This window comes from Streptomyces sp. NPDC033221, from assembly GCF_055577005.1.
In genome coordinates, this window is the sequence record NZ_JBVIQN010000013.1 from 146,418 (window position 1) to 168,010 (window position 21,593).

At 73.2% G+C, this 21,593-nt stretch carries 7 protein-coding genes and 1 pseudogene; 3 read left to right on the forward strand and 5 right to left on the reverse strand.

What is annotated here, in order from left to right; translation table 11 throughout:
- Nucleotides 1-15: 15 nt before the first annotated feature.
- The 5 genes and pseudogenes from ACZ53K_RS19375 to ACZ53K_RS19395 all read right to left on the reverse strand — a co-directional run bounded on the left by ACZ53K_RS19375 (nt 16) and on the right by ACZ53K_RS19395 (nt 17,041).
- Nucleotides 16-1,278: a cytochrome P450 gene (locus ACZ53K_RS19375; RefSeq protein ID WP_468837814.1), complete on the reverse strand. Its 1,263-nt coding sequence runs from the start codon at nt 1,276-1,278 to the stop codon at nt 16-18.
- A 3-nt stretch (nt 1,279-1,281) separates the two neighbouring features.
- Nucleotides 1,282-10,782, reverse strand: a pseudogene (locus ACZ53K_RS19380) (SDR family NAD(P)-dependent oxidoreductase); the annotation flags it as partial.
- Nucleotides 10,783-11,178: 396 nt separating this feature from the next.
- The gene (locus ACZ53K_RS19385) at nt 11,179-12,387 is read right to left on the reverse strand and encodes a cytochrome P450 (RefSeq protein ID WP_468837816.1); all 1,209 of its coding nucleotides are present in this window, start codon (nt 12,385-12,387) and stop codon (nt 11,179-11,181) included.
- A 149-nt stretch (nt 12,388-12,536) separates the two neighbouring features.
- The gene (locus ACZ53K_RS19390; RefSeq protein WP_468837818.1) at nt 12,537-13,712 is read right to left on the reverse strand and encodes an FAD-dependent monooxygenase; all 1,176 of its coding nucleotides are present in this window, start codon (nt 13,710-13,712) and stop codon (nt 12,537-12,539) included.
- A 128-nt stretch (nt 13,713-13,840) separates the two neighbouring features.
- Nucleotides 13,841-17,041 (reverse strand): cytochrome P450, encoded by a 3,201-nt coding sequence (locus tag ACZ53K_RS19395; RefSeq protein WP_468837821.1) that lies wholly within the window; start codon nt 17,039-17,041, stop codon nt 13,841-13,843.
- Between the two features lie 105 nt (nt 17,042-17,146).
- Here ACZ53K_RS19395 and ACZ53K_RS19400 point away from each other — a divergent pair, with 105 nt between their 5' ends.
- The 3 genes from ACZ53K_RS19400 (at nt 17,147) to ACZ53K_RS19410 (ending at nt 21,404) form a co-directional block, all read left to right on the forward strand.
- A complete protein-coding gene (locus ACZ53K_RS19400; RefSeq protein WP_468837824.1) occupies nt 17,147-17,896 on the forward strand; it encodes a helix-turn-helix transcriptional regulator in 750 nt (249 codons plus the stop codon).
- Between the two features lie 83 nt (nt 17,897-17,979).
- Nucleotides 17,980-20,841 carry a peroxidase family protein gene (locus ACZ53K_RS19405; RefSeq protein ID WP_468837827.1) on the forward strand — a complete coding sequence of 954 codons (2,862 nt, stop codon included), beginning with the start codon at nt 17,980-17,982 and terminating at the stop codon, nt 20,839-20,841.
- Nucleotides 20,842-20,942: 101 nt separating this feature from the next.
- A complete protein-coding gene (locus tag ACZ53K_RS19410; protein WP_468837830.1) occupies nt 20,943-21,404 on the forward strand; it encodes a universal stress protein in 462 nt (153 codons plus the stop codon).
- Nucleotides 21,405-21,593 lie beyond the last annotated feature (189 nt).

Genomic DNA, 21,593 nt, shown 5'->3' on the forward strand with positions numbered 1-21,593 from the left:
GCGACGGACGGCCGGTCAGAGTTGGAAAGTGATCCGTTCGGTGTCGAGGCCGCGGACGACCACGTGCCTGCGATAGCTCAGTGAGTCCTCGTGCACGTGGAAGCCGCGCAGGCGGCGAGCCAGTTCACCGAACACGATCTCCGCCTCCAGCCGGGCCAGACTGCTGCCGAGGCAGAAGTGCGCGCCGGCACCGAAGGCGAGGTTCATCACGGCCGGCTTCCGGTCCGCGATGAACCGATCCGCCTCCGGGTGCACCCGCTCGTCCCGGTTGCCGGACGCGAGGACCAGGGTGACCACCGAGCCCTCGGGGATGTCGAGGCCGTTGATCCGGTCGGACCGCAGCGCGACACGGCCGGTCAGCATGATCGGGCAGTCGTGGCGCAGCGCCTCGCTGACCACGTCGCCGACGATCGCCGGGTCCTGCCGGAGCAGCTGGAACTGCTCCGGGTGGCGCGACATCGCGAGCAGGCCGTTGGTGATCAGGTTCGTGGTGGACTCGTGGGCCGCGGTGAACACGGTCACCACGACGTTCGTCACCTCGCGTCGGCTCAGCCCGCGCCCGTTCTCCTGTGTGGAGAGCAGGCTGGAGATGAGGTCCTCACCGGGGTTGCGGCGGCGCTTGTGGATGAGGTCCGCGAAGTAGCCGTGCAGTTCGGTGGTGGTGCGGATGATGCGGACGAGTTCCTCGCGGTCGAACATCGCGGCGGAGTGGAAGCTGGCCACCAGCGTGGGCAGCTCCGTGGACAGCGCCATGTCGCTGGACCACTCCCGCAGCATCGGGATGTCCTCGCCCGGGATGCCCAGGAGAGTCGCGATGACCCGCAGCGAGAGCACCGCGGCCAGGTCCTGCACGCCGTCGAACTCGCCGTCGGCCAGGCAGTCGCGGAGCAGTTCGTCCACGATCTCGCGGATCCACGGCTCGAAACGCGCGGTGATCCGTGGCGTGAATGCCTTGCTGACCAGGTTCCGCTGCCGCCCGTGTCCGGGATCGTCCATGAAGAAGATCGAGTTGAGCACCGGCTCGTCACCGCGGTCGCCGAAGAGTTCCCGCATCCCCGGCGCGTTGAACGTGTCACTGCCCATGGTCGGGTGGCTCTTGAGCACCGCCATACAGTCGGCGTGGTCGCTCAGCAGCAGGGATCCGTCCGACGTCCACATCGGGCCTTGCTCTCGCCACCGCTCGAACAACGGATAGGGGTTCGCGAGCACCTCCCGGTCGAGCAGGGCGTGCAGCGGGTTGTCCGGCACGGTGGTCGGTAAGCGGCTTGGCGCTGACATGGGCTAGCTCCTCTCCGTGGCACGGCCGGCAGTGCGGCCCGTGTCCGATTTCGCGTCGTCGAGCACTCCGTCGATCAGCGTGAACATCTCGTCGTCCGTGGCCGCGCTCAGGTCGGGCACCGCGGCCTGCTCATCGGCGGTGCCGTCTTCCTGGCTGCGCAGCAGTCGCCGCAGTGTCGTCGTGATCTCCTCGGGGACGGGCACGGACGGAGGCCGCCGGAGCAGGGCCGCCTCCAGCTCCCTCAGGCGGTCCAGCACGACCCGCTCGGCCGGGTCGCCCTCGTCGACACCGAGCGCGTCGCCGAGGTACCGGGCCAGCGCGGCGGCGGTGGGATGGTCGTAGACCGCGGAGGCCGCCAGCGGCACTCCGGTGTCCGCGCCGAGCAGGTTGCGCAGCCGGACCCCGGCCAGCGAGTCCAGGCCCAGCTCCCGGAACGGCCGGTGCGCGTCCAAGTCCCCGGCCGGCCGGCCCGAAACTACGGCGACCCGGGCGGTGACCAGCTCCAGCAGCACCGACGACCGCCGCTGCGGCGCGGTGGCCGCCAGCCGTTCCCGCAACGCGCTCGCGGGTTCGGGCCCGGTGTCCGCGCCCACACCCGGCAGTCCGGAGCACAGGCGCCCTGGCCGTACGGCGGCGAACCGCGGCCAGTCCACGGCACCGACCGCGTACTGCGCCGCCCCGCCGGACAGGGCCCGCTCCAGCGCGTCCAGCGCCCGGTCGGCGGGCATCGGCGTGGCGCCGCTGTCCGACCGCGAGTCGACGGGCCAGGACGTGGTCATCCCGGTGTCCAGCCAGGGGCCCCAAGCCAGGCTCGTCGCGGGCAGGCCGCCGGCCTGTCGATGAGCTGCCAGCGCTTCCACGACGGCGTTGGCCGCGGCGTAGTTGCCCTGTCCCGGCGAGCCCGCGGTGCCGGCCAGCGAGGAGCACAGCACGAAGAAGCGCAGCGGATGGCCGGCGGTCAGCTCGTGCAGGAACCGCGCGCCGTCCGCCTTCGCCGCGAACACCCGCGCCAGCCGGTCCTCGGACAGCGCCTCCAGCACCCCGTCGTCGAGCACCCCGGCGGCGTGCACCACACCGGTGAGCGACCGCCCGGCGAGCAGCCCGGCCAGCGCCTCGCGGTCCGCCACGTCGCAGCCGGCGATCTCGACCTCGGTACCCAGCGCGGTGAGTTCGGCGCGCAGTTCCGTCGCGCCGGGGGTGTCCACGCCCCGGCGGCCGACCAGCAGCAGGCGGTCCGCGCCCCGGGCCGCCAGCCGGCGGGCGACGTGCGCGCCGATGCCGCCCAGCCCACCGGTGATCAGTACGGTGCCGATGGGCTCCGTCGTGGCGGGTTCGGCGCGGGGCACCGGGACCAGTCGCCTGGCGTACAGCCGCCCGTCCCGGATCGCGATCTCGTCTCTGGCAGCCAGCGCGGCGGGCAGCGCGGCCAGGTCCTCCATGGCCGGTCGCGGCGGCAGGTCCACCAGGCCGCCGTGCAGCCGGGGCGCTTCCATGCCCGCGACCCGGACCAGCCCGCACACGGCGGCCTGCTCCGGATTCGGCACGGTGTCCGCCGGGTCGGCCCGCACGGCGCCGCTGGTGATCGACCACAGGGGCGTATCCGCGCCTCTGGACAGCAGCGCCCGCAGCAGCGCCAGGGTGGCGGCCAGGCCGGTCGGCACCCGCGGCGTGTCCGGGCCCTCGGCCATCGCCAGGAGGGACACGATGCCGCCGCCCGGCAGGTCGGGCAGCAGCCGGTCCCAGTACTCGCCGTCCACGGCGTCGCCGCGCACGGTGCGGGTCCCTTCGCCCAGCACACCCGCCACGTCCTCGGTGAGCCGGTCCCAGTCCGCGCCCGGCGGGGCCACCACCAGCCACGGCCCCGGCGCGTCGGCGACCGGGCCGGGGGCGGGCAGCGGTGGCCACTCGACACCGTGCAGCAGAGGGTCGGCGGGGGCCCCGTCGTCGTCGGGCAGCCAGAACCGCTGCCGGGTGAACGCGTAGCCGGGCAGTGGCACCGCCCGCCCGCCCGCGCACCAGGCCGCCCAGTCCACGTCGATCCCCCGGGTGTACGCGGTCGCCAACGCCGTCAGCAGGCCGTGCACCTCGTCGGCGTCCTGCCGTAGCACCGGCAGGAAACCGTCCCCGCCCAGCGCCTCCTGGCCGAGCGCGCTGAGCGTCGCGCCCGGTCCCAGCTCCAGGTAGGTGTTGGTGCCCGCCGCGTCCAGAGCGCGCAGGCAGTCGTGGAAGCGCACCGGTTCCCGCGCATGCCGGACCCAGTACTCCGGGTCACGAAGCTCTTCGGTGACCCGTGCGCCGGTCACCGAGGACACGACCGGAATCTCCGGTGTCCGGAAGTCCAGTTTGGCCAGCACCTCCCGGAAGGGGTCCAGAACCGGGTCCATGTGGTGGGAGTGGAACGCGTGCCGCACCGCCAGGCGGTGCGCGTGGGCCACCCGCTGCGAGATCTCCCGCACCGCGTCCGCATCCCCGGCGAGCACCACCGAGGCAGGCCCGTTCACCGCGGCCAGCGCCACCCGGTCCTCGCGGCCGCGCAGCAGTTCCGGCACGTCGGCTTCCGGTACCTGGACGGCCACCATGGCGCCCTCGCCACCGAGTTCGCGCATCAGCCGCCCGCGCGCGGCCACCAGTGCGCAGGCGTCGGCCAGCGAGAACACTCCCGCTGCGTGCGCCGCGGCGAGTTCGCCGACCGAGTGCCCGGCCACCGCGTCCGGCCGCACCCCCACCGTGGTGAGCAGCCGGAACACCGCCACCTGCACCGCGAACACCGCGGCCTGCGCATGGTCGGTGCGTTCACCGGGTCCGTCCCGGAGGATCTCGGCGAGCGGCCGGTCCAGCAGCGGGTCCAGCTCGGCGGCGATCTCCCGGAGGGCCGCCGCGAACACCGGTACCCGGTCCCGGAGCGACGTGGCCATGCCCGCGTACTGCACGCCCTGGCCGGGGAACAGGAACGCGGTCGCGCCGTCGGCCGCCACTCCGGTACTGCCGGTCCCGGCCCGCAGCGCGGCGGTCAGCTCGCCGGTGTCCGTGCCGAGCACGACGGTGCGGGCACGCAGCCGGGCCCGCGTGGTGGCCAGCGAGTACGCCACGTCCAGCGCGGACGGCGAGCCGTTCCCGTCCTCGTCGGCCAGTCGGCGGAGCAGGGCCTCGGCCTGCGCGGGCAACGCCTCCGGGGTGGCCGCGGAGAGCACCCACGGGATCAGCGGCGGAGCCGCGGCGGTCGCCGGCTCCGGCGCGGGCTCGGGCTCGGGTTCCTCCAGGATCACGTGCGCGTTGGTGCCGCTGAGGCTGAACGAGGACACCGCCGCCCGGCGCGGACGGCCCTCGCGCGGCCAGTCCATCGGCTCGTCCAGCAACCGCACCGCGCCGTCGTCCCAGTTCACGTGCGGGCTCGGAGCATTCAAGTGCAGCGTCTGGGGCAGCCGGCCGTGCCGCATGGCCAGCACCATCTTGAGCACACCCGCCAAGCCCGCCGCGGCCTGGGTGTGCCCGAGGTTGGACTTCGCGGACCCGACCAGCACGGGCCGGGCCCGGTCCTGCCCGTACGTCGCCAGCAGCGCGGTGGCCTCGATCGGATCGCCGAGCGGGGTGCCCGTGCCGTGCGCCTCCACCGCGTCCACCTCGCCGGGCGCCAGGCCCGCGACGACCAGCGCGTCCCGGATCACCCGCTGCTGGGCCGATCCGTTCGGCGCGGTCAGCCCGTTGGACGCGCCGTCGGAGTTGAGTGCCGAGCCGCGCAGCACGGCGAGCACCCGGTGGCCCCGTTCGCGCGCGGTGGAGAGCCGCTCCATCACCAGCAGGCCGGCGCCCTCGCTCCACGCGGTGCCCTCCGCGGCCGCGTCGAAGGGTTTGCACCGGCCGTCCGGGGAGAGCACCCCCACCTGGGAGAACTCCACGAACAGCGTCGGCGTGGTCAGCACCGTGACGCCACCCGCCAGCGCGACCGTGCACTCACCGGCCCGCAGCGCCTGCGCGGCCTGGTGCATCGCCACCAGGGCGGAGGAGCACGCCGTGTCCACCGTGATCGCCGGGCCGTGGAAGCCGAACGTGTAGGCCAGCCGCCCCGACGCGACGCTGCCCGCGTTGCCGATCGAAACGTCGCCGGTGAGGTCCTCGGGCGTCCGGTGCGCGCGGCGCGCATAGTCGTTGCCCATCAGCCCGAGGTAGACACCGGTGCGGGTGCCCCGCAGCGCGGTCGGGTCGATCCCGGCGTCTTCCAGCGCGTGCCAGGCCAGTTCCAGCAGGATGCGCTGCTGCGGGTCCATCGAGACCGCCTCGGCCGGGGCGACGCCGAAGAAGCCGTTGTCGAACTCGGCGATCCCGTCCAGGAAGCCGCCGTGCCGTACGTAGCTGCGCCCGCCACGGCCCGGCTCCGGGTGGTAGACCTCGTCCAGGTTCCAGCCGCGGTCTGCCGGGAACTCGGTGATCGCGTCCCGCCCGGCGGCCAGCAGCTCCCACAGCTCGTCCGGGGTGGACACCCCGCCGGGAAGGCGGCAGCTCGCGCCGACCAGCACCACCGGGTCGTCCCTGTCGTGCGAGCCGGGCTCGGCGACCGGTGTCCGGCCGCCGGGTACCGCGCCGGGGAGTTGCCCGGACAGGTACCCGGCCAGGGCCGTGGGGGTGGGGTGGTCGAACACCGCGGTCGCGGGGAGCCGCACCCCGGTCGCGGCGGTGAGCCGGTTACGCAGCTCCACGCCGGACAGCGAGTCGAAGCCGATGTCGCGGAACGCCCGCGCCGGGTCCACCCGGCGCTCCACGCCGAGCACGGAGCCCACCGTGGCCAGTACGAGACCGAGCACCGACCGCTCGCCGCCGGAGACGAACACGGGCGCCTCGGCCACGGCGGCCGGCCGGGCCGCGCTCCGCCGGACGCCCAGCAGCCCGGCCCACACCGGAGCCCGCTCCGGGCCTGCCGCACGCACGTTGGCCAGGTCGAAGCGGGCGGGTACGGTGCACGCCAGGCCGGTGCCCAGCGCCGCGTCGAACAGCGCGAGCCCGTGTTCGCGGGACATCGGCACGAGCCCGGTCCGCCGCAGCCGGGCCCGGTCGGTGTCGTCCAGGCGCCCGGTCATGCCGGTGTCCTGCGCCCACAGTCCCCACGCCATCGACGAAGCGGGCAGTCCCCGCGAGCGGCGGTGCTGCGCCAGCCCGTCCAGCCACGCGTTGGCGGCCGCGTAGTTCGCCTGCCCCGGCGTGCCGAGGACACCGGCCACGGAGGAGAACAGTACGAACGCGGCCAGGTCGAGGTGTTCGGTCAGTTCGTGCAGGTTGCGCGCACCCTCGACCTTCGGTCGCAGCACCGCGTCCAGCCGTTCGGCGGTGAGGGAGCGCACCGTGCCGTCGTCCAGCACCCCGGCGGCGTGGATCACCGCGGTCAGCGGGTGCTGCGCGGGGATCGCCGCGAGCAGCTCGGCGAGGGCGGCCCGGTCGGCGACGTCGCATGCCACGACCGTGATCTCGGCGGTGCCGGTCAGGTCCTCCAGACCGGATTCGAGCGCCGCCGCGCCGCCGCGCCGCCCCGCCAGCACCAGGTGCCGCACCCCGTGCTCGGTGACCAGGTGCCGGGCCAGCTCCCGGCCGAGTACGCCGGTCCCGCCGGTGATCAACACCGTGCCTCCGGCGAGGGCGGGCCGGTCCCCCGTCCGCATCACCCGAGCCAGCCGCGGCGCGAACGCCTGCCCGTCCCGGACGGCGATCTCCGGCTCACCGGTGCCCAACGCCAGCTCCAGGGCGGAGCCGTCGTCCTCGGGGTCGCCGGGGCGGTCCAGGTCGACCAGCACGAACCGGCCGGGATGTTCGGTGCGGGCCGTGCGGACCAGGCCCCAGACCGCCGCGGCGTCGGGGTCCTGGTCGTCCTCCGGGGCGATCGAGACCGCACCACGGGTCCGCACGATCAGGGGCCCGCCCGTCGCCTTCTCGTCGTCGGAGCCCAAGAACTCGCGGACCCGCGCCAGTGCTTCCTCGGGACCGGCCACGTCCACGACCGGCGCGTCCACGATGGCCGGGGTGGGCCGCGGCGCAACCGGCACCCAGTCCAGCCGGTGCAGCGCCCGGTCCACGCCCGCCGTACCCGACCCCACAGGCCCCACGGGCCGGAGCGCGAGCGCGCTGATCGTGGCCACCGCTTCCCCCGCTGCGTCGGCGAGCGCCACGGCGAACGAGTCGTTGCCCTGCGGTGTCAGCCGCACCCGCAATGCCGTGGCCCCGACCGCATGGAGTGCGACCCCGCTCCAGGAGAACGGCAACCTCACCGGCGCGTCCCCCGCATCCAGCAGCAGCGGGTGCAACGCGGCGTCGAGCAGGGCCGGGTGCAGGCCGAACCGCCCGGGATCGACCGGCAGCTCGACCTCTGCCCAGCGCTCCGCCCCGAGCCGCCAGGCCCGCCGCAACCCCTGGAAGGCCGGCCCGTACTCGTAACCTCGCTCGTCGAGCTGTGCGTACTCGCCGTCGAGATCGATCTCCTCGGCACCGGCCGGCGGCCACTCCGTCAGGGCCGCGCCACCGGACTCCGCGGCCCGGAGCGTCCCCGTCGCGTACCGGGCCCACGGCGCGTCCGGCGCGGACCGGGCGTACATCGCCAGCGTGCCCGGATCCGTCTCGCCGATCGCGATCTGCAACTCGATGTCGCCCCGCTCGGGCAGCACCAGCGGGCTCTCCAGCACCAGCTCGTCCAGCATCGGCAGCCCCGCCCGCTCCCCCGCGTGCAGCGCCAGTTCGACGAACGCGGCCCCGGGCAGCAGCACGGTGCCGCGCACCTCGTGCTCGGCCAGCCAGGGGTGCCGGGCGAGAGAGAGCCGACAGGTGGCGACCAGGCCACCCCCGGCGAGCTGGACCACCGAGTCCAGCATCGGATGCCCGGCGACGGGCCCGGAAGCGGCGGTGGGCAGCATCCAGTACCGCTGCTCGCGGAACGGGTAGGTCGGCAGTTCCACCCTCCGGGCGCCGTCGAACAGCCCGTTCCAGTGCACGTCCACACCGTGCACGGCTGCCTCGGCCACCGCCAGCAGGAAGCGGTCGGCACCACCCTCGTCCCGTTTCAGGGTCTCCAGCACCACGCCGCCCTCGTCGTGGTCCCCCTGATGGTTACCGAGGATCTGCCGCACGCCGCCGGCCAGCACCGGATGCGGGCTCACCTCCAGGAACGTGGTGTGCCCGGCGGTGACCAGCCCGCGCACCGTCGCCTCGAACTCGACCGTGGCGCGCAGGTTGCGGTACCAGTAGCCCGCGTCCAGCCCGGTGGCGTCCACCGGACCGCCGGTCACGGTCGAGTGGAAGGGCACCTCGGCCGCCATCGGAGTCACCGGCGCCAGCAGTTCGCGCAGTTCCGCGCGCAGCAGTTCGACCTGCGCCGAATGCGAGGCGTAGTCCACCGGCAGCAGCCTCGCCCGTTTGCCCTCGGCGACCAGTACGGCGGCGAACTCCTCGACCGCCTGGGCGGCGCCCGAGACCACCGTCGCGCGCGGCCCGTTGACCGCGGCCACCGAGAGATCCTCGCCCCAGCGGGCCATCGCCTCTTCGACCGCCGCTCTCGGCAGCCCCACCGACAGCATCCGGCCCGTACCGGAGAGCGCCCGCAACGCCCGGCTGCGCAGCGTGACGATCCGCGCCCCGTCGTCCAGGGACAGCGCGCCGGCCACGGTCGCGGCCGCGATCTCGCCCTGGGAGTGGCCCACCACCGCGGCCGGCCGCACCCCGTGTGCCCGCCAGAGTCCGGCCAGCGACACCATGACCGCCCACAGCGCGGGCTGCACCACGTCCACCCGGAGCAGCGCGTCCGCGTCGGTGAGCACGTCGGCCAGGTTCCAGTCCACGTACGGCGCCATCGCGTCCTGACAGGCCGCCATGTGCCCGGCGAAGACCGGGCTGGACTCCCGCAGTTCCGTGGCCATCCCGGTCCACTGCGTGCCCTGGCCGGGGAACAACAGCACCGGGCCGGTGTCCCGGCAGGGTGACCCGACGACCGTGCCCGGTGCCGAACCGCCCTCGGCGAGCGCTTCCAGCCCGTGCACCAACGAGTCCCGGTCCCGGCCGACGACGGCGGCCCGGTGCTCGAACCCGGCCCGGCCGGTCGCCAGCGTGAAACCGGCGTCCAGCAGGCCGACCCGGTCCGGGCGGAGCCGCTCGGCCAGCCGGCCGGCCTGCTCCCGCAGCGCCTCCGCCGACCGTGCGGACAGCAGCAGCGGCACCGCGGACGCCGGTCGCGGTGCGGCGGCGGGCGCGGGCTGCGGCGCCTGTTCCAGGATCACGTGGGAATTGGTGCCGCTGATGCCGAACGAGGACACCCCGGCCCGGCGCGGGAGCCCGGTCTCCGGCCACGGCGTGTCCTCGGCGAGCGGGGTGACCCTGCCGGACTCCCAGTCCACGTGCGGGCTGGGCTCGGTGTGGTGCAGGATGCGCGGCAGCACGCCGTCGCGCATGGCGTGCACCATCTTCAGGATGCCCGCCACCCCGGCAGCGGCCTGCGTGTGCCCGATGTTCGACTTGACCGACCCCACCAGCAGCGAGCGCGCCCGCTGCGGGCCGTGCACCGCCAGCAGCGCCCGTGCCTCGATCGGGTCGCCGAGCGTGGTACCCGTGCCGTGCGCCTCCACCGCGTCGACGTCCGCCTCGGACAGTCCGGCGTCGGCCAGCGCCGCCCGCAGCACCCGTTCCTGAGCCGGCCCGCTGGGTGCGGAGAGCCCGTTGGAGGCCCCGTCCGAGTTGACCGCGGTGCCGCGCACCAGCGCGTGCACGGTGTGCCCGTGGCGCAGGGCGTCGGAGAGCCGTTCCAGCACCAGCATTCCGACGCCCTCGGACCAGGCCGTACCGTCCGCCGTGGCGGAGAACGGCTTGCACCGGCCGTCCGGGGCGAGGCCCCGCAGCCGCGAGAACTCCACGAACATCTCCGGGGTCGCCATCACCGTCACCCCGCCGGACAGGGCCAGGTCACACTCACCGAGACGCAGCGACTGCACCGCGAGATGAGTGGTCACCAACGACGAAGAGCAGCCGGTGTCGACCGTGACCGCGGGGCCGGTGAGGCCGAGCACGTAGGCCACTCGGCCGGACACCACGCTGGAGGTGTTCCCGGTGATCAGGTACCCCTCCAGCCCGTCGGGGACGGTATGCACCCGGGGCGCGTAGTCGTGCATCATCGAGCCGGCGAACACGGCCGTGCGGCTGCCCCGCAGCGAGGTGGGATCGATGGCCGCGTTCTCCAGGGCCTCCCACACCGTGGTGAGCAGGAGGCGCTGCTGCGGATCGGTGGTCAACGCCTCGCGGGCGGAGAGCCCGAAGAACTCGGCGTCGAAATGGCCGGCGTCGTAGAGGAAGCCGCCGTGCCGGGCGTAGGAGGTGCCGGGCCGGTCCGGGTCGGGATCGTAGAGGGCCGCCAGGTCCCAGCCCCGGTCGTCCGGTAACTCGCCGATCGCGTCGGTTCCGTCCCTGGCCACCTGCCAGAGCCCTTCCGGGGTGGTTATTCCGCCCGGATAGCGGCACGCCATTCCCACAATCGCAATCGGTTCGCCCGGCATCCGGTGCCCTCCCAGAGCAGTTTGGACTTTGTCGGCTACCATGGACGCAAAATTATCGACCGAACCAGCGACCATCTAACCAAACGCCGATAAATCGAGGTGCAGCAACATGATGAGCACCCGGACTCATTCCACACAACACCTTCAACCGACCAAAATCTGGGGCTTTCCCTAGGGGCTTTGGCCAGTTGTCAAAATGGGCCGGGAACTCCCTTGGCGGTCGCCGGTCCAGCCGCAGAGAACAGCCAAAGCCGCAGGTCACAAGTTCAACTGAACGAGCAGGCTGCCGCAGTGGCCGCGTGCAGCGTGATCCTCCCGCAAGCCATTTGTCCGCCCGGTAAACGCCTGACTGGCGGTCGGCGCTTTTTTGTCTTCTTTTTGTCTCCGTCACCAAGTGACCGGGAGTTCCGATACCGAGAACCCGGAGTCGTTGACGTAGCGCAGTTCGTCGCGTGGCATGGCCAGGCGGAGAGTCGGGATGCGCCGGAACAGGGTGTCGAGGACGATGCGCAGCTCCAGCCGGGCCAGATTCTTGCCGAGGCACTGGTGCGGTCCCCAGCCGAAAGCCAGCTGCTTGCGGTTGTCCCTGGTGACATCGAACGTGTCCGGGTCGGCGAACACCGCGGAGTCGCGGTTGGCGGCGGCGGACAGGGCGGCGACGCCCTCACCCGTCCGCACCAGGGTCCCGCCGATCTCGACGTCCGCCGTGGCGCGGCGGATCAGGGACAGCTCGGCGACGGAGAAGAACCTCAGCAGTTCCTCCACCGCCCCCGGGGCCAGGCCCGGATCGGCGGTGAGGAGGGCGAGCTGGTCGGGGTGTTCGAGGAGAGCCAGGATGCCGAGTGCGGTCATCGTGGCGGTGGTCTCCAGGCCCGCGACGACCAGGAGTACGCACAGTTCGACCATGGCCCAGCGACTCTCGTCACCGCTGAAGAGCTGGTGGCCCGCCAGCCTGCCCAGCAGGTCCTCGGGCCGCTCGGTCATCTTGGTGGCGCACAGCGCGTCGAAATACGCGGTCAGAGAGCGGAAGGCCTCGGCGCGATCCGCCGCGTCAGTGGAGTCGTGGGCTATCAGCACCGAGGTGTTGGTGGTGAACTCCTGGCGGTCACCGGCCGGGATGCCGAGCAGCTCACACAGCACCAGACCGGACATCGGCACGGCCAGCGCTGACACCAGGTCGGCGGGCCCGGCGCCGGCCAGCACATCGTCGAGCAGACCGTCGACGATGCACTGGATCCTGGGGCGCAGTTCCCGCATGCGGTGGATGGCGAACTCGCCGGCGACCGCACGACGGGCGGGGCCGTGCTCGGGTGGGTCCATCTCGATCAGCGAGGGCCTGAAGCCGGGGAACACGGTCTCGCCGACGCGCATCCACGGGAAGTCCGGGTGCGAGCGGTCGGAGCTGAACCGGGCGTCGCCGAGCACAGCGCGGACGTCTTCATGGCGTGCGGCAACGAACACGGTGCGTCCGCTCGGGCCCGTCACCCTGGGCAGGCCGGGGTGCTCGCGCAGGCCGGCGTAGTCCGGCGGCGGGGAGAACGGGCAGGTCCGGGACATCGGCCAAGTCTCGGCTCGCAGCGGGCTCTGATCGTGCATGGTCACCACCTCGACTCATTCGGAAGCCGAGGACGACCGTATGACTGGTGTTACCCGATTTTCCCTAGAATCCCCGGGAGGCGCGTTGCGCGGGCTTCTGGGCGGTCAGCCGTACGCCACCAGTGGTTGCGGAGGCCCAGGCAGGGCCCTCACCACTCGATTCGGTATCCGGTCAGCCACGCGTCGGATCCGTCGCCGCCGCGGGCGATGCTGCGTGGCAGCATCACGTCGCGCACCACCCGTCGCAGCAACCCCGGTGCCGCCCGGCGGGCCATGAGGGCGCTGTGCGCGACCACCCGTTCCACGCGGGCACGGCGCAGTTCCTCGTATGCGGCGAAGGCTCGGCGGGGCTCGTGCTGGTCGCGTAGGCACTTGGCGAGTACGACGCTGTCCTCGATGGCCATCGAGGCGCCCTGGGCGGCGTTGGGGGCGGCGGCGTGTGCGGCGTCGCCGATGATCACCATGGTGTCGGAGTACCACTGCGGGGTGGCGGCGAGGTCGTGGGCGTGGGAGCCGATGATGTGGTCGCCGGTGGCTCGGACGATGTCGGCGGCGGGGGTGCGGTCGCCGTCGAGGAGCGCGGTGACGCGCTGCCGCCATTGGTCGGCGGTGACGGCGGCGAGGTCCTGCCGGGAGCGTTCGGGGCCGGGTGCGTTGGCGAACCACCACACCTCGCCGTCCGGCGCGGCCGTGCAGCCGAAGAAGGCCCGGCGGCCGTGGATCATGGTGTAGGTCTCGGGCGCGAACGGTGGTTTGATGTCGCGGGTGTAGCCGCAGACGGTGTTCTGGCCGGTGTAGCGGGGGCGGGGCGCGGCCGGGTCGATCATCTTGCGGACCACCGAGTGGATGCCGTCCGCACCGATCAGCAGGTCGCCCTCGGCGCGGCTGCCGTCGGCGAAGGAGGCGACCACCCGCCGGTCGCTGACGGTCTCGGCGGCGACCAGCCGCTTGCCGTGCCGGACGGCTATGTCGCGGCGGTGCGCTTCGTCGTGCAGTACGCGGTAGAGGGTGGCGCGGGTGAGCGTACGGGGGCCCATGCCCGTCTCGCCCGCGGAGCCCGCCAGCGGACGTTCGCCGAGCCGCTTGCCCGTACCGCTGAGGAACTCCACCCGTTCGGCGGGGAAGGAGTTGGCCAGGACCGGGCCGTGGGCGCCGATGACGCGCAGCGCCTCCAGGCCGTTGGCGAAGACGACGAGGAAGGCGCCGGCATCGTCGGCGCCGGTCGGGTACGCCTCGAAGACCTCCGCGTCGATGTCCGCCTGCCGCAGGGCCATCGCGGTCACCGCTCCCGCGATGCCACCGCCGATGATCAGGGCTTTGGTCATGGCGCTCCCCCAGGTGAATCGCCGCCCGCGGTGCGGAGGTCCGCCCCGCCACCGTCCACCTTGCCGCCGGTCGGCGGCGGGAGCCAGACCCCGTACGCGGGGCCGGCTCCCGCCGGGGGCGCGGGAGGTCAGCCCGTCACGTACACGTCCTCGACGTACCGCCCGGCCGCCGTCAGGTCGCGCAGCCAGTCCTCGGCCTCTTCGTCCGTGGCGCCTGTGCGGGCCGCGTACAGGTCTCGGAAGGCGGCGCGTACGCCGGGTGCCATGCGGTTGCCGTCGCCGCAGACGTACACCCGGGCTCCGGCGTCCAGGAGTGCGCCCGCTTCCTCCGCCTCGGCGGTGATGCGGTGCTGGACGAAGCGGCAGTCGTTTTCGGGGCGGGTGCTGAAGGCCGGGCGGAGGGAGACCGCACCGGCCGCTTCGGCCTCCCGTAGTTCGTCGGCGTGCAGGTAGTCGGCTTCGGGGGCGTCGCAGCCGAAGTAGAGGAGGGCTGGCGGCAGTTGGGATTGGCGGGCGGCGGCCACGCGGTCGGCCACGGCGCCGCGGAAGGGGGCCAGGCCGGTGCCGGCCGCGATCAGGATGACCGGTGCCGGGTCGGCCGGATCGAGGCGGAAGGCCTCCCGGCAGGGCTGGACGCGGGCCAGGACGGTGTCGCCGGGCCGCAGGGTGTGCAGGTGCTCGGAGCCGGTGCCACCGGGGAGCAGCGAGACCATCAGGTCGGCGTGGCGCGGGTCTGCGGCGGGTGAGGAGGAGAGGGAGTAGTGGCGGATGCGCATCGCCGGCAGCAGGTCGAGGATGAGCGGCCAGGGCAACGCGCCGTGCAGGGCCGGGTACGCCTCGATGAGGTCGAGGACGCTGCGCGGGTCGTCGTCGGTGAGCGCTTCGAGGGCGGCGCGCTCGGGCGGGCAGGGGTTGTGGGCGGCGAGGGTGGCGCGCTGGTCCGGTGTGGGGCGGGCGCCCAGTTCCAGGTGGTGGGTGAGGAGACTGCGTACGGTGAGGGGACGGTCGACCGGCAGGGAGTCCCGGCCCGCACGGCCCGCACCGGCGCGGATGTCGAGGACGGTGTCGGGGTCCACGCCAAGTACTCGTGTCGCGCGCTCCACGGCTGCCGTTCCGTTGGCGGGGAGTACGGCCAGGTGGTCGGCGGTGCGGTAGGTGACCCCGGCGGGGAGGGCGAGGCGCAGGAAGCGCTTGACGCGGGGGTGGCCGGGGGCGGTGAGGTCGTACGCCTCGGTGACGGTCATCGGCTGGAGGCCGTGGCGGGTGGCGAGCCCATCCAGGGGGCCGCCGGTGACCTCGCGGATGGTGTAGGAGGTGTCCGTACCGTCGGCCGACGTGCTCGCGCCGATGCTGGCCGGGTCGCCGTAGCGCACCAGCAGTTCGGTCCGCAGCGCGGCCGTGAACGCCTTCACCGCGCCGTTCAGGTCGCCCGACGCGTCGGCTTCGCCGCGCGGCAGCAGCCGGTCGGCGCCCAGGGCCGCCAGCCGCTCGTCGAGCAGGGTCGGTACGCGCTGGTAGGTGGCGGCCCAGTTGCGGTCGCCGACGCCGAGGACGGCGTACGGTACGCCTTCGGCCTGTGCCTGTGTGCTCTCCAGCCACTCCATGAAGTGCGCCGCGTCGTCGGTGGGCCGGCCGTTGTAGGAGGCGGTGACGATCACGACCGGGCGGTCCGTGGGGAGGGCGCCGGCCGCGGCGTCCAGCGGGGCGACCTCGGTGCTGAAGCCAAGGCCGGTGGCCTCGTCGGCGATGCGTTCGGCAAAGTCTCGGCAGGTGCCGTAGTTGGTGCCGTGCAGGAGGAGCAGCGCGGTGTCCTGCCGGGCCCGGGTGGGCAGGCCGTCGTCCGCTGCGGTGTCCGTGCCGTCCCGCTCCGCCGTCCCGCCGGGCAGGACCGACAGCGCGGCGCGCACGGCTGCGCGGTCGGCGGGAGTGCGCCTGCCGAGGGTGAGGGTGAAGCCGTCCGGCTTGAGGGTGAGGCTTTCCTTGATCTTCAGCTGGTAATCGCTGTGGTCGATCAGGCGGTAGCGGTGCACCAGCATGGCGAGCAGCATCGTCGCCTCGTGGAGCGCGAACTGCCGCCCGATGCAGGCACGTTCGCCCGTACCGAAGGGCTTGTACGCGTGCGGGGAGCGGGCCGCCTCGGCCTCCGGCGCGAACCGGGTCGGGTCGAAAAGTTCCGGGTTGTCGCCCCAGGCCGGGTCGCGGTGCAGCATCGGGGTGAGGACGGTGACGAGCTGGCCCGCCTTCACCGGGTAGCGGCCGCCGAGCAGGGTGTCGGTACGGGCCTGGCGGCTGAAGGCGGCGGCGGTGGGCCACAGCCGCAGCGCCTCGTTGAGGACCTGCCGGGTGAAGGGCAGCCGCCCGATGTCCTCGAAGGACGGGTCGGGGTCGGTCGCGTCGCCCCACAGCTCGTCCGCCTCGCGCTGGGCCAGGCGCAGCGCGGCCGGGTCCTTGAGCAGGTGGTGGAGGGCGAAGGAGAGCGCGCCGGAGGTCGTCTCGTGGCCGGCGATGAGGAAGGTGATGACCTGGTTGCGGATGTTGGCGAGGTCGAGCGTGGTGCCGTCGGCGGGGTGGGTGGCGCCGAGCATCAGGCCGAGCAGGTCGTCGGAGGTGCCGGCCGCTTCGCCGCCTTCGCCCGTACGGGAGGCGATGACCTCGTCCACGACGGAGGCGAGGTAGTCGGAGTCGGCCCGGAAGGCGGCGTCCTGTTCGCTGTAGTCACCACCCGGTTTGCGGCCGAGGCGCTTCATGCTCCATTCCAGGCAGCGCACCATCGCCTCGACGAAGGGGTGCGGCGTGTCGCGGGAGAACGACTCGAAGTCGAAGCCGAAGCCCGCCAGGCCGATGGTGTCCAGCGTCATCCGGGTCATGTCGTCGGGGACGTCCACCGGCGTCCCGTCGGCGGCGCGCCGGTCCCAGCTGCCGAGCACCCGGCGGGCCACCTTGAGCATCGCGGGGTGGTAGGTGCGCATCGAGCCGAGTGCGAAGGCCGGCATCAGGATGTCGTGGGCCTTGGCCCAGTTCGGTTCCTCGTTGTACGCGGTGAACAGGCCGTCGCCGGCGAACTCGCGGACGTTCTCCAGGGCGACCGAGACGCCCTTGGCGAAGCGTTCCTCGTCGGCCAGTTCGGTGACCAGCTCCAGTGAGGAGACGAACATCGCCTCATGGCCGTGCAGCCGCCGCCGGTACACCGGACCGTGCTCGCGGGCCAGCCCCATGGCCTGCTGGAGGGGGGTCGAGGTGAGTCCGGTGGCCGACAGGTCGACGACCGGCACCTCCTCGGGAAGGTGCTCGGCCGCGTCGGCTGCTTCGAACGTGATCGTGTCGGTCATGACTCAAGCGTGACCCGCCCCGTGTACCGTGCGACGCCGGGTAACTGCATGATTGTGCAGTGGTTTTTCGCTGTCCGCTCTTGCGGCCGGACCGGAGAAGGAGCAATGGACGAGGCGACGGCGGACGGCCCGGCGGGCCCGTACGAGGCGGGCCCGTGGCGCAACTACTTCCTGATCCTGCTGGACCGCATCCCCGTGCCGATCGCCGTGTGCAAGGCCCACGGCGAGGTGCTGATCGCGAATCCCGCGATGGCCGCCGAGTGGGGCGCGGCGCCCGGGCAGCTGCGCGGCCGCAATCTGCTGGACCTCTTCCGACCCCGTTCGCAGGCGCAGATAGACCGGCTGGTCGACGCGCTGCGCCTGGGCCGCAGGTCCCGGTACCCGGTCGGGGTGCGCTGGCGGGTCGGCGCGGACGGCGCCGAGCGGGAAGGCGAATTGACGGTCGATCCGGTCGGCGACCCGTCGGTGAACCCGCCCGCCCTGCTGGCCCTGCTCCGGGTGCACGAGGACGCGCCGGCCGCGCCGCTCTTGGCGCGTGACGCGGCCAGCCCCGTCGAGACGCGGATCCTCGCGCTGGCCGCGTCCGGTGCCACCACCGCCGCCATCGGCAGCCACCTCGGCCTCACCGTCGACGGTGTCAACTATCACCTCACCCGCCTCTCCCGCCGGTGGCGTGTGCAGGGCCGCGCCGCTCTGGTGGCCAAGGCGTACGTACTGGGCGTACTGGCGCCGGGGGTCTGGCCGCCGGCGCCGGCGGTCGGCGCGGCACCGGGTTCCGAGGGGCCGAGGAGCCCCCAGGGCGGGGCGTCCGGGACGGCCTCCGCCGCCGAGTGCGAGCTCCGCAAAGATCCCTGAATCCGCCCGAAACACACCCTGTCCGGCCGCACGGGAGACGAGTAGCGTCGGGCGCCCTTCTTCCGTACGGAGGGTGTCCTGCCATGGCCGACACCGTGAGTCACACGCAGTACGAGAGGTACGAAGGCGGCAGCCCGGAAGCGGAGCGGGTGGTCTTCGAGGAGCTGGCGCGGCAGCTGATGCGGGTGCAGCTCGCGAACCGCAAGAGCAGCGGGGCGCACGGTGTCGAGCGGGCCTTCCACGCCAAGGCGGTGCTGGGGGTGGAGAACGCCCGGCTGCGGTTCGGCGAGGAGCTGCCCGCCGCGCTGGCGTCCGGGTTCGTGCAGCCGGGCGCGCAGTACCCCGCGGTGGTGCGGCTGTCGAACGCGAGCGGGACGGCCCAGCCGGACATCTCGCCCGATCTGCGCGGAATCGCCGTACGGGTGGACGTATCGGCCGAGGAGACGCACGATCTGCTCGCGACCAACTTCCCGGTGTCGCACGCGCGCGACGCGCGGGAGTTCGTGGCGTTCGCCAGGGCGATGGCCGGGGCCGACAGCACCTTGCAGAAGGCGTTCGGGCTGCTGGTGAAGCTGCCGCTGGCGGTGGGCTGGGGCACGGCGGCGCGGATGCGGCGCAACGTGCAGGCCGCCACCCGGCACGTGGTCGGGTCGCTGGCGCGCGAGACGTACTGGAGCCGGGGCGCGGTGATGTGGGGCGACGCGGGCCCGGTCCGCTACCAGCTGCGGCCCGCGCCGGGCGGCACCCCCGCGCCGCGGCCGGACCGGCACGACCCCGACCATCTGCGCCATGAGCTGGCGGGACGGCTGGCGCTGGGCGACGTGGAGTTCGAGCTGTGCGTGCAGCGGTACGTGAGCGAGGAGCGCACGCCCATCGAGGACGGGGCGGCGCAGTGGCGGGAGACGGACGCGCCGGTCGTCCCGGTCGGTCGGCTGACCATTCCGCGGCAGGACGTCACCGCGGCGGAGGCCCGCTCCGCGGCCCGGCGGGTGGAGGCGCTGGCCTTCAATCCCTGGCACACCACGGACGAGTTCCGTCCGCTGGGCAACCTGAACCGGGCCCGCAAGGCCGCGTACCGGGCGAGCGCCGGTCACCGGCTCGGCACCCGGTTCCGTACGGAGGAGCCGCTGCGCAACACCGTCGTCGGCGTGCCCGTGCGGGCCGCCTTCCGGGCCGTCAACCGGTACGTGCCGTGGCACCGGCTGCCGCTGAACCTGAGCCTGCTCAACCTGGTGGCGCTGCGGCAGGCACTGCGCCGGTTCAACCTCATCGACACCGAGGTCCCGGAGGCGCCGCCGCAGGCCGTGCCCGTGCCGGAGACGGTGGACGAGGGCGCGCGGACGGCCCGTACGTACGACGGTTCGTCCACCGACCTGTCGGAGCCCCGGATGGGCGCGATCGGCTCCACCTTCGGCCGCAATCTGCGGCCGGTGTACCGGCCCGACCTGGACATCGTCCCCAACCCGGTCACCACGGCGCGCCAGTTGCTGCACCGTACGTCGTTCCGTCCGGCGCCCTCGCTGAACATCCTGGCCGCGGTGTGGATCCAGTTCCAGGTGCACGACTGGGTCAACCACCGGCGGTACAAGCCCGGTGAGCGGGCGGTGGAGATCCCGATGCCGCCCGGCAGCGCCTGGACCAACACGCCCGGCGGGCCGCCCGAGGACGTGATGCGGTTCGCCGAGAACGTGGGCGTGGAGCGGCCGGGCGAGCCGCCGCTGCTGTTCACCAACACCACCTCGCCGTGGTGGGACGGCTCGGAGGTGTACGGCGGCGACGAGGCCACCGCGCGCTCGCTGCGCGAGCCGGACGGCGCCAAGCTGCGGCTGGAGGACGGACACCTGCCGGTCGGCGCCGGCGGCATCCCGCTCACCGGCTTCAGCGAGAACTGGTGGCTGGGCCTGAGCGTGATGCACACGCTCTTCGCGCGGGAGCACAACGCGCTGTGCGACGCGCTGCACGCCGAGTACCCCACCATGAGCCAGGACCGCATTTACCACACCGCCCGGCTGATCGTCTCCGCACTCATCGCGAAGATCCACACGGTGGAGTGGACCCCTGCGATCCTGGCCACCGAGGCCATCGACGTCGGCCTGAAGACGAACTGGCAGGGCCCGCCCGACAAGTGGCTGAGCAAGCTGGGGCTTTGGCTGGTCGAGTCGCACGCCCTGCGCGGCATCCCGGAGACCCTGCCGGACCACCACAAGGTGCCGTACTCGCTGACCGAGGACTTCGTCACCGTCTACCGGATGCACCCGCTGATCCCGGACGATTACGAACTGCGCGAGCACCGTTTCGGGCAGCGTACGGAGACCGTCACGTTCGACGACATCCAGGGCACGGCGGCCGAGGGATTGGCCCGCAAGACCGGCCTGACCGACACGCTGTACTCCCTCGGCATCGCGCACCCGGGCTCGATCACCCTGCACAACTACCCGCAGGCGCTGACCCGCTTCGAGCGGGACGGGGAGATCATCGACCTGTCGGTGGTCGACCTCGTACGGACCCGGCGGCGCGGGGTGCCGCGCTACAACGACTTCCGCGCGGGTCTGCACAAGCCGCGGGTGCGCCGCTTCGAGGACATCAGCTCCGATCCGGAGACGGTCGCGCAGCTCAGGGAGGTCTACCGGAACGTCGACGAGGTCGACACCATGGTGGGGCTGTTCGCCGAGAACCCGCCGGAGGGCTTCGGCTTCAGCGACACCGCCTTCCGGGTCTTCATCCTGATGGCGACCCGCCGCATCCAGTCCGACCGGTTCCTGACCGTCGACTTCCGGCCGGAGCTGTACACGCCGCTCGGCATGGACTGGATCGCCCGCGGCGGGATGAACTCGATCATCCTGCGGCACTGCCCGGAGCTGGCCGCGATGCTGCCGCGCGACGCGAGTGCCTTCGCGCCGTGGCGGCCGGTGCTCCCGGGGCGCGGCGGCGGCGCGGGTTCGTGAGGGACATGGCCGCGCCGCGTCTCCGGTGGGGCGCGGGGCCTCCCGCAGGTCCCGCGCAGCCCTGTGTAAGGCACAGGTAAGGCGCCCGATAACCTCCTCATGTGGAGCAGAACACGCCCGCGCCCTTCGAGCGCGGTACGGACGGCCCGAAGGTCATCGTGGTCGGCGTCGACGGGTCGGACTCGTCGTGGCGCGCCGCCGCCTACGCGGCGGGGCTGGCCCGCCGGCAGGGTTCCAAGCTGGCCCTGGTGTACGTCCAGCCGGTGCTGCCGGCGGGGGCGGCCATGGGGGCGCCGGTCGTGGACGCGACGAACGAGGTCGCCGAGGAGCTGATGGCGGAGATCCGCGCGGCGACGGAGCGGGTGCAGGGCACCTACGATCTGCGCTGGGAGTTCCACACGCTGCGCGGCGACCCGTACTCGGGCATGGTGCAGATGGCCGACGAGCTGACGGCGGACGCCGTGGTAGTGGGGGCTTCGGAGTCGGCGGGGCACCGGATCATGGGGTCAGTGGCGGTACGGCTGGTCAAGGCGGGGCGCTGGCCGGTGACGGTCGTTCCGTGACCGGCCGGTGGCACCGAGGTCACCCATCGGCGGTTTCCGGCCACCGCGGCGGCCGGAATGCACGGGTCAATCGGATTGGTCTGGACCACGAGGGTGGGGGCGGTTAGGGTCCTTCCCGTACGGCGCACCGGCCGTACGGCTCCCGCACCGCCCTGCTCACAGCACCGCCCCGCCGGTCCGGTCCGGCGC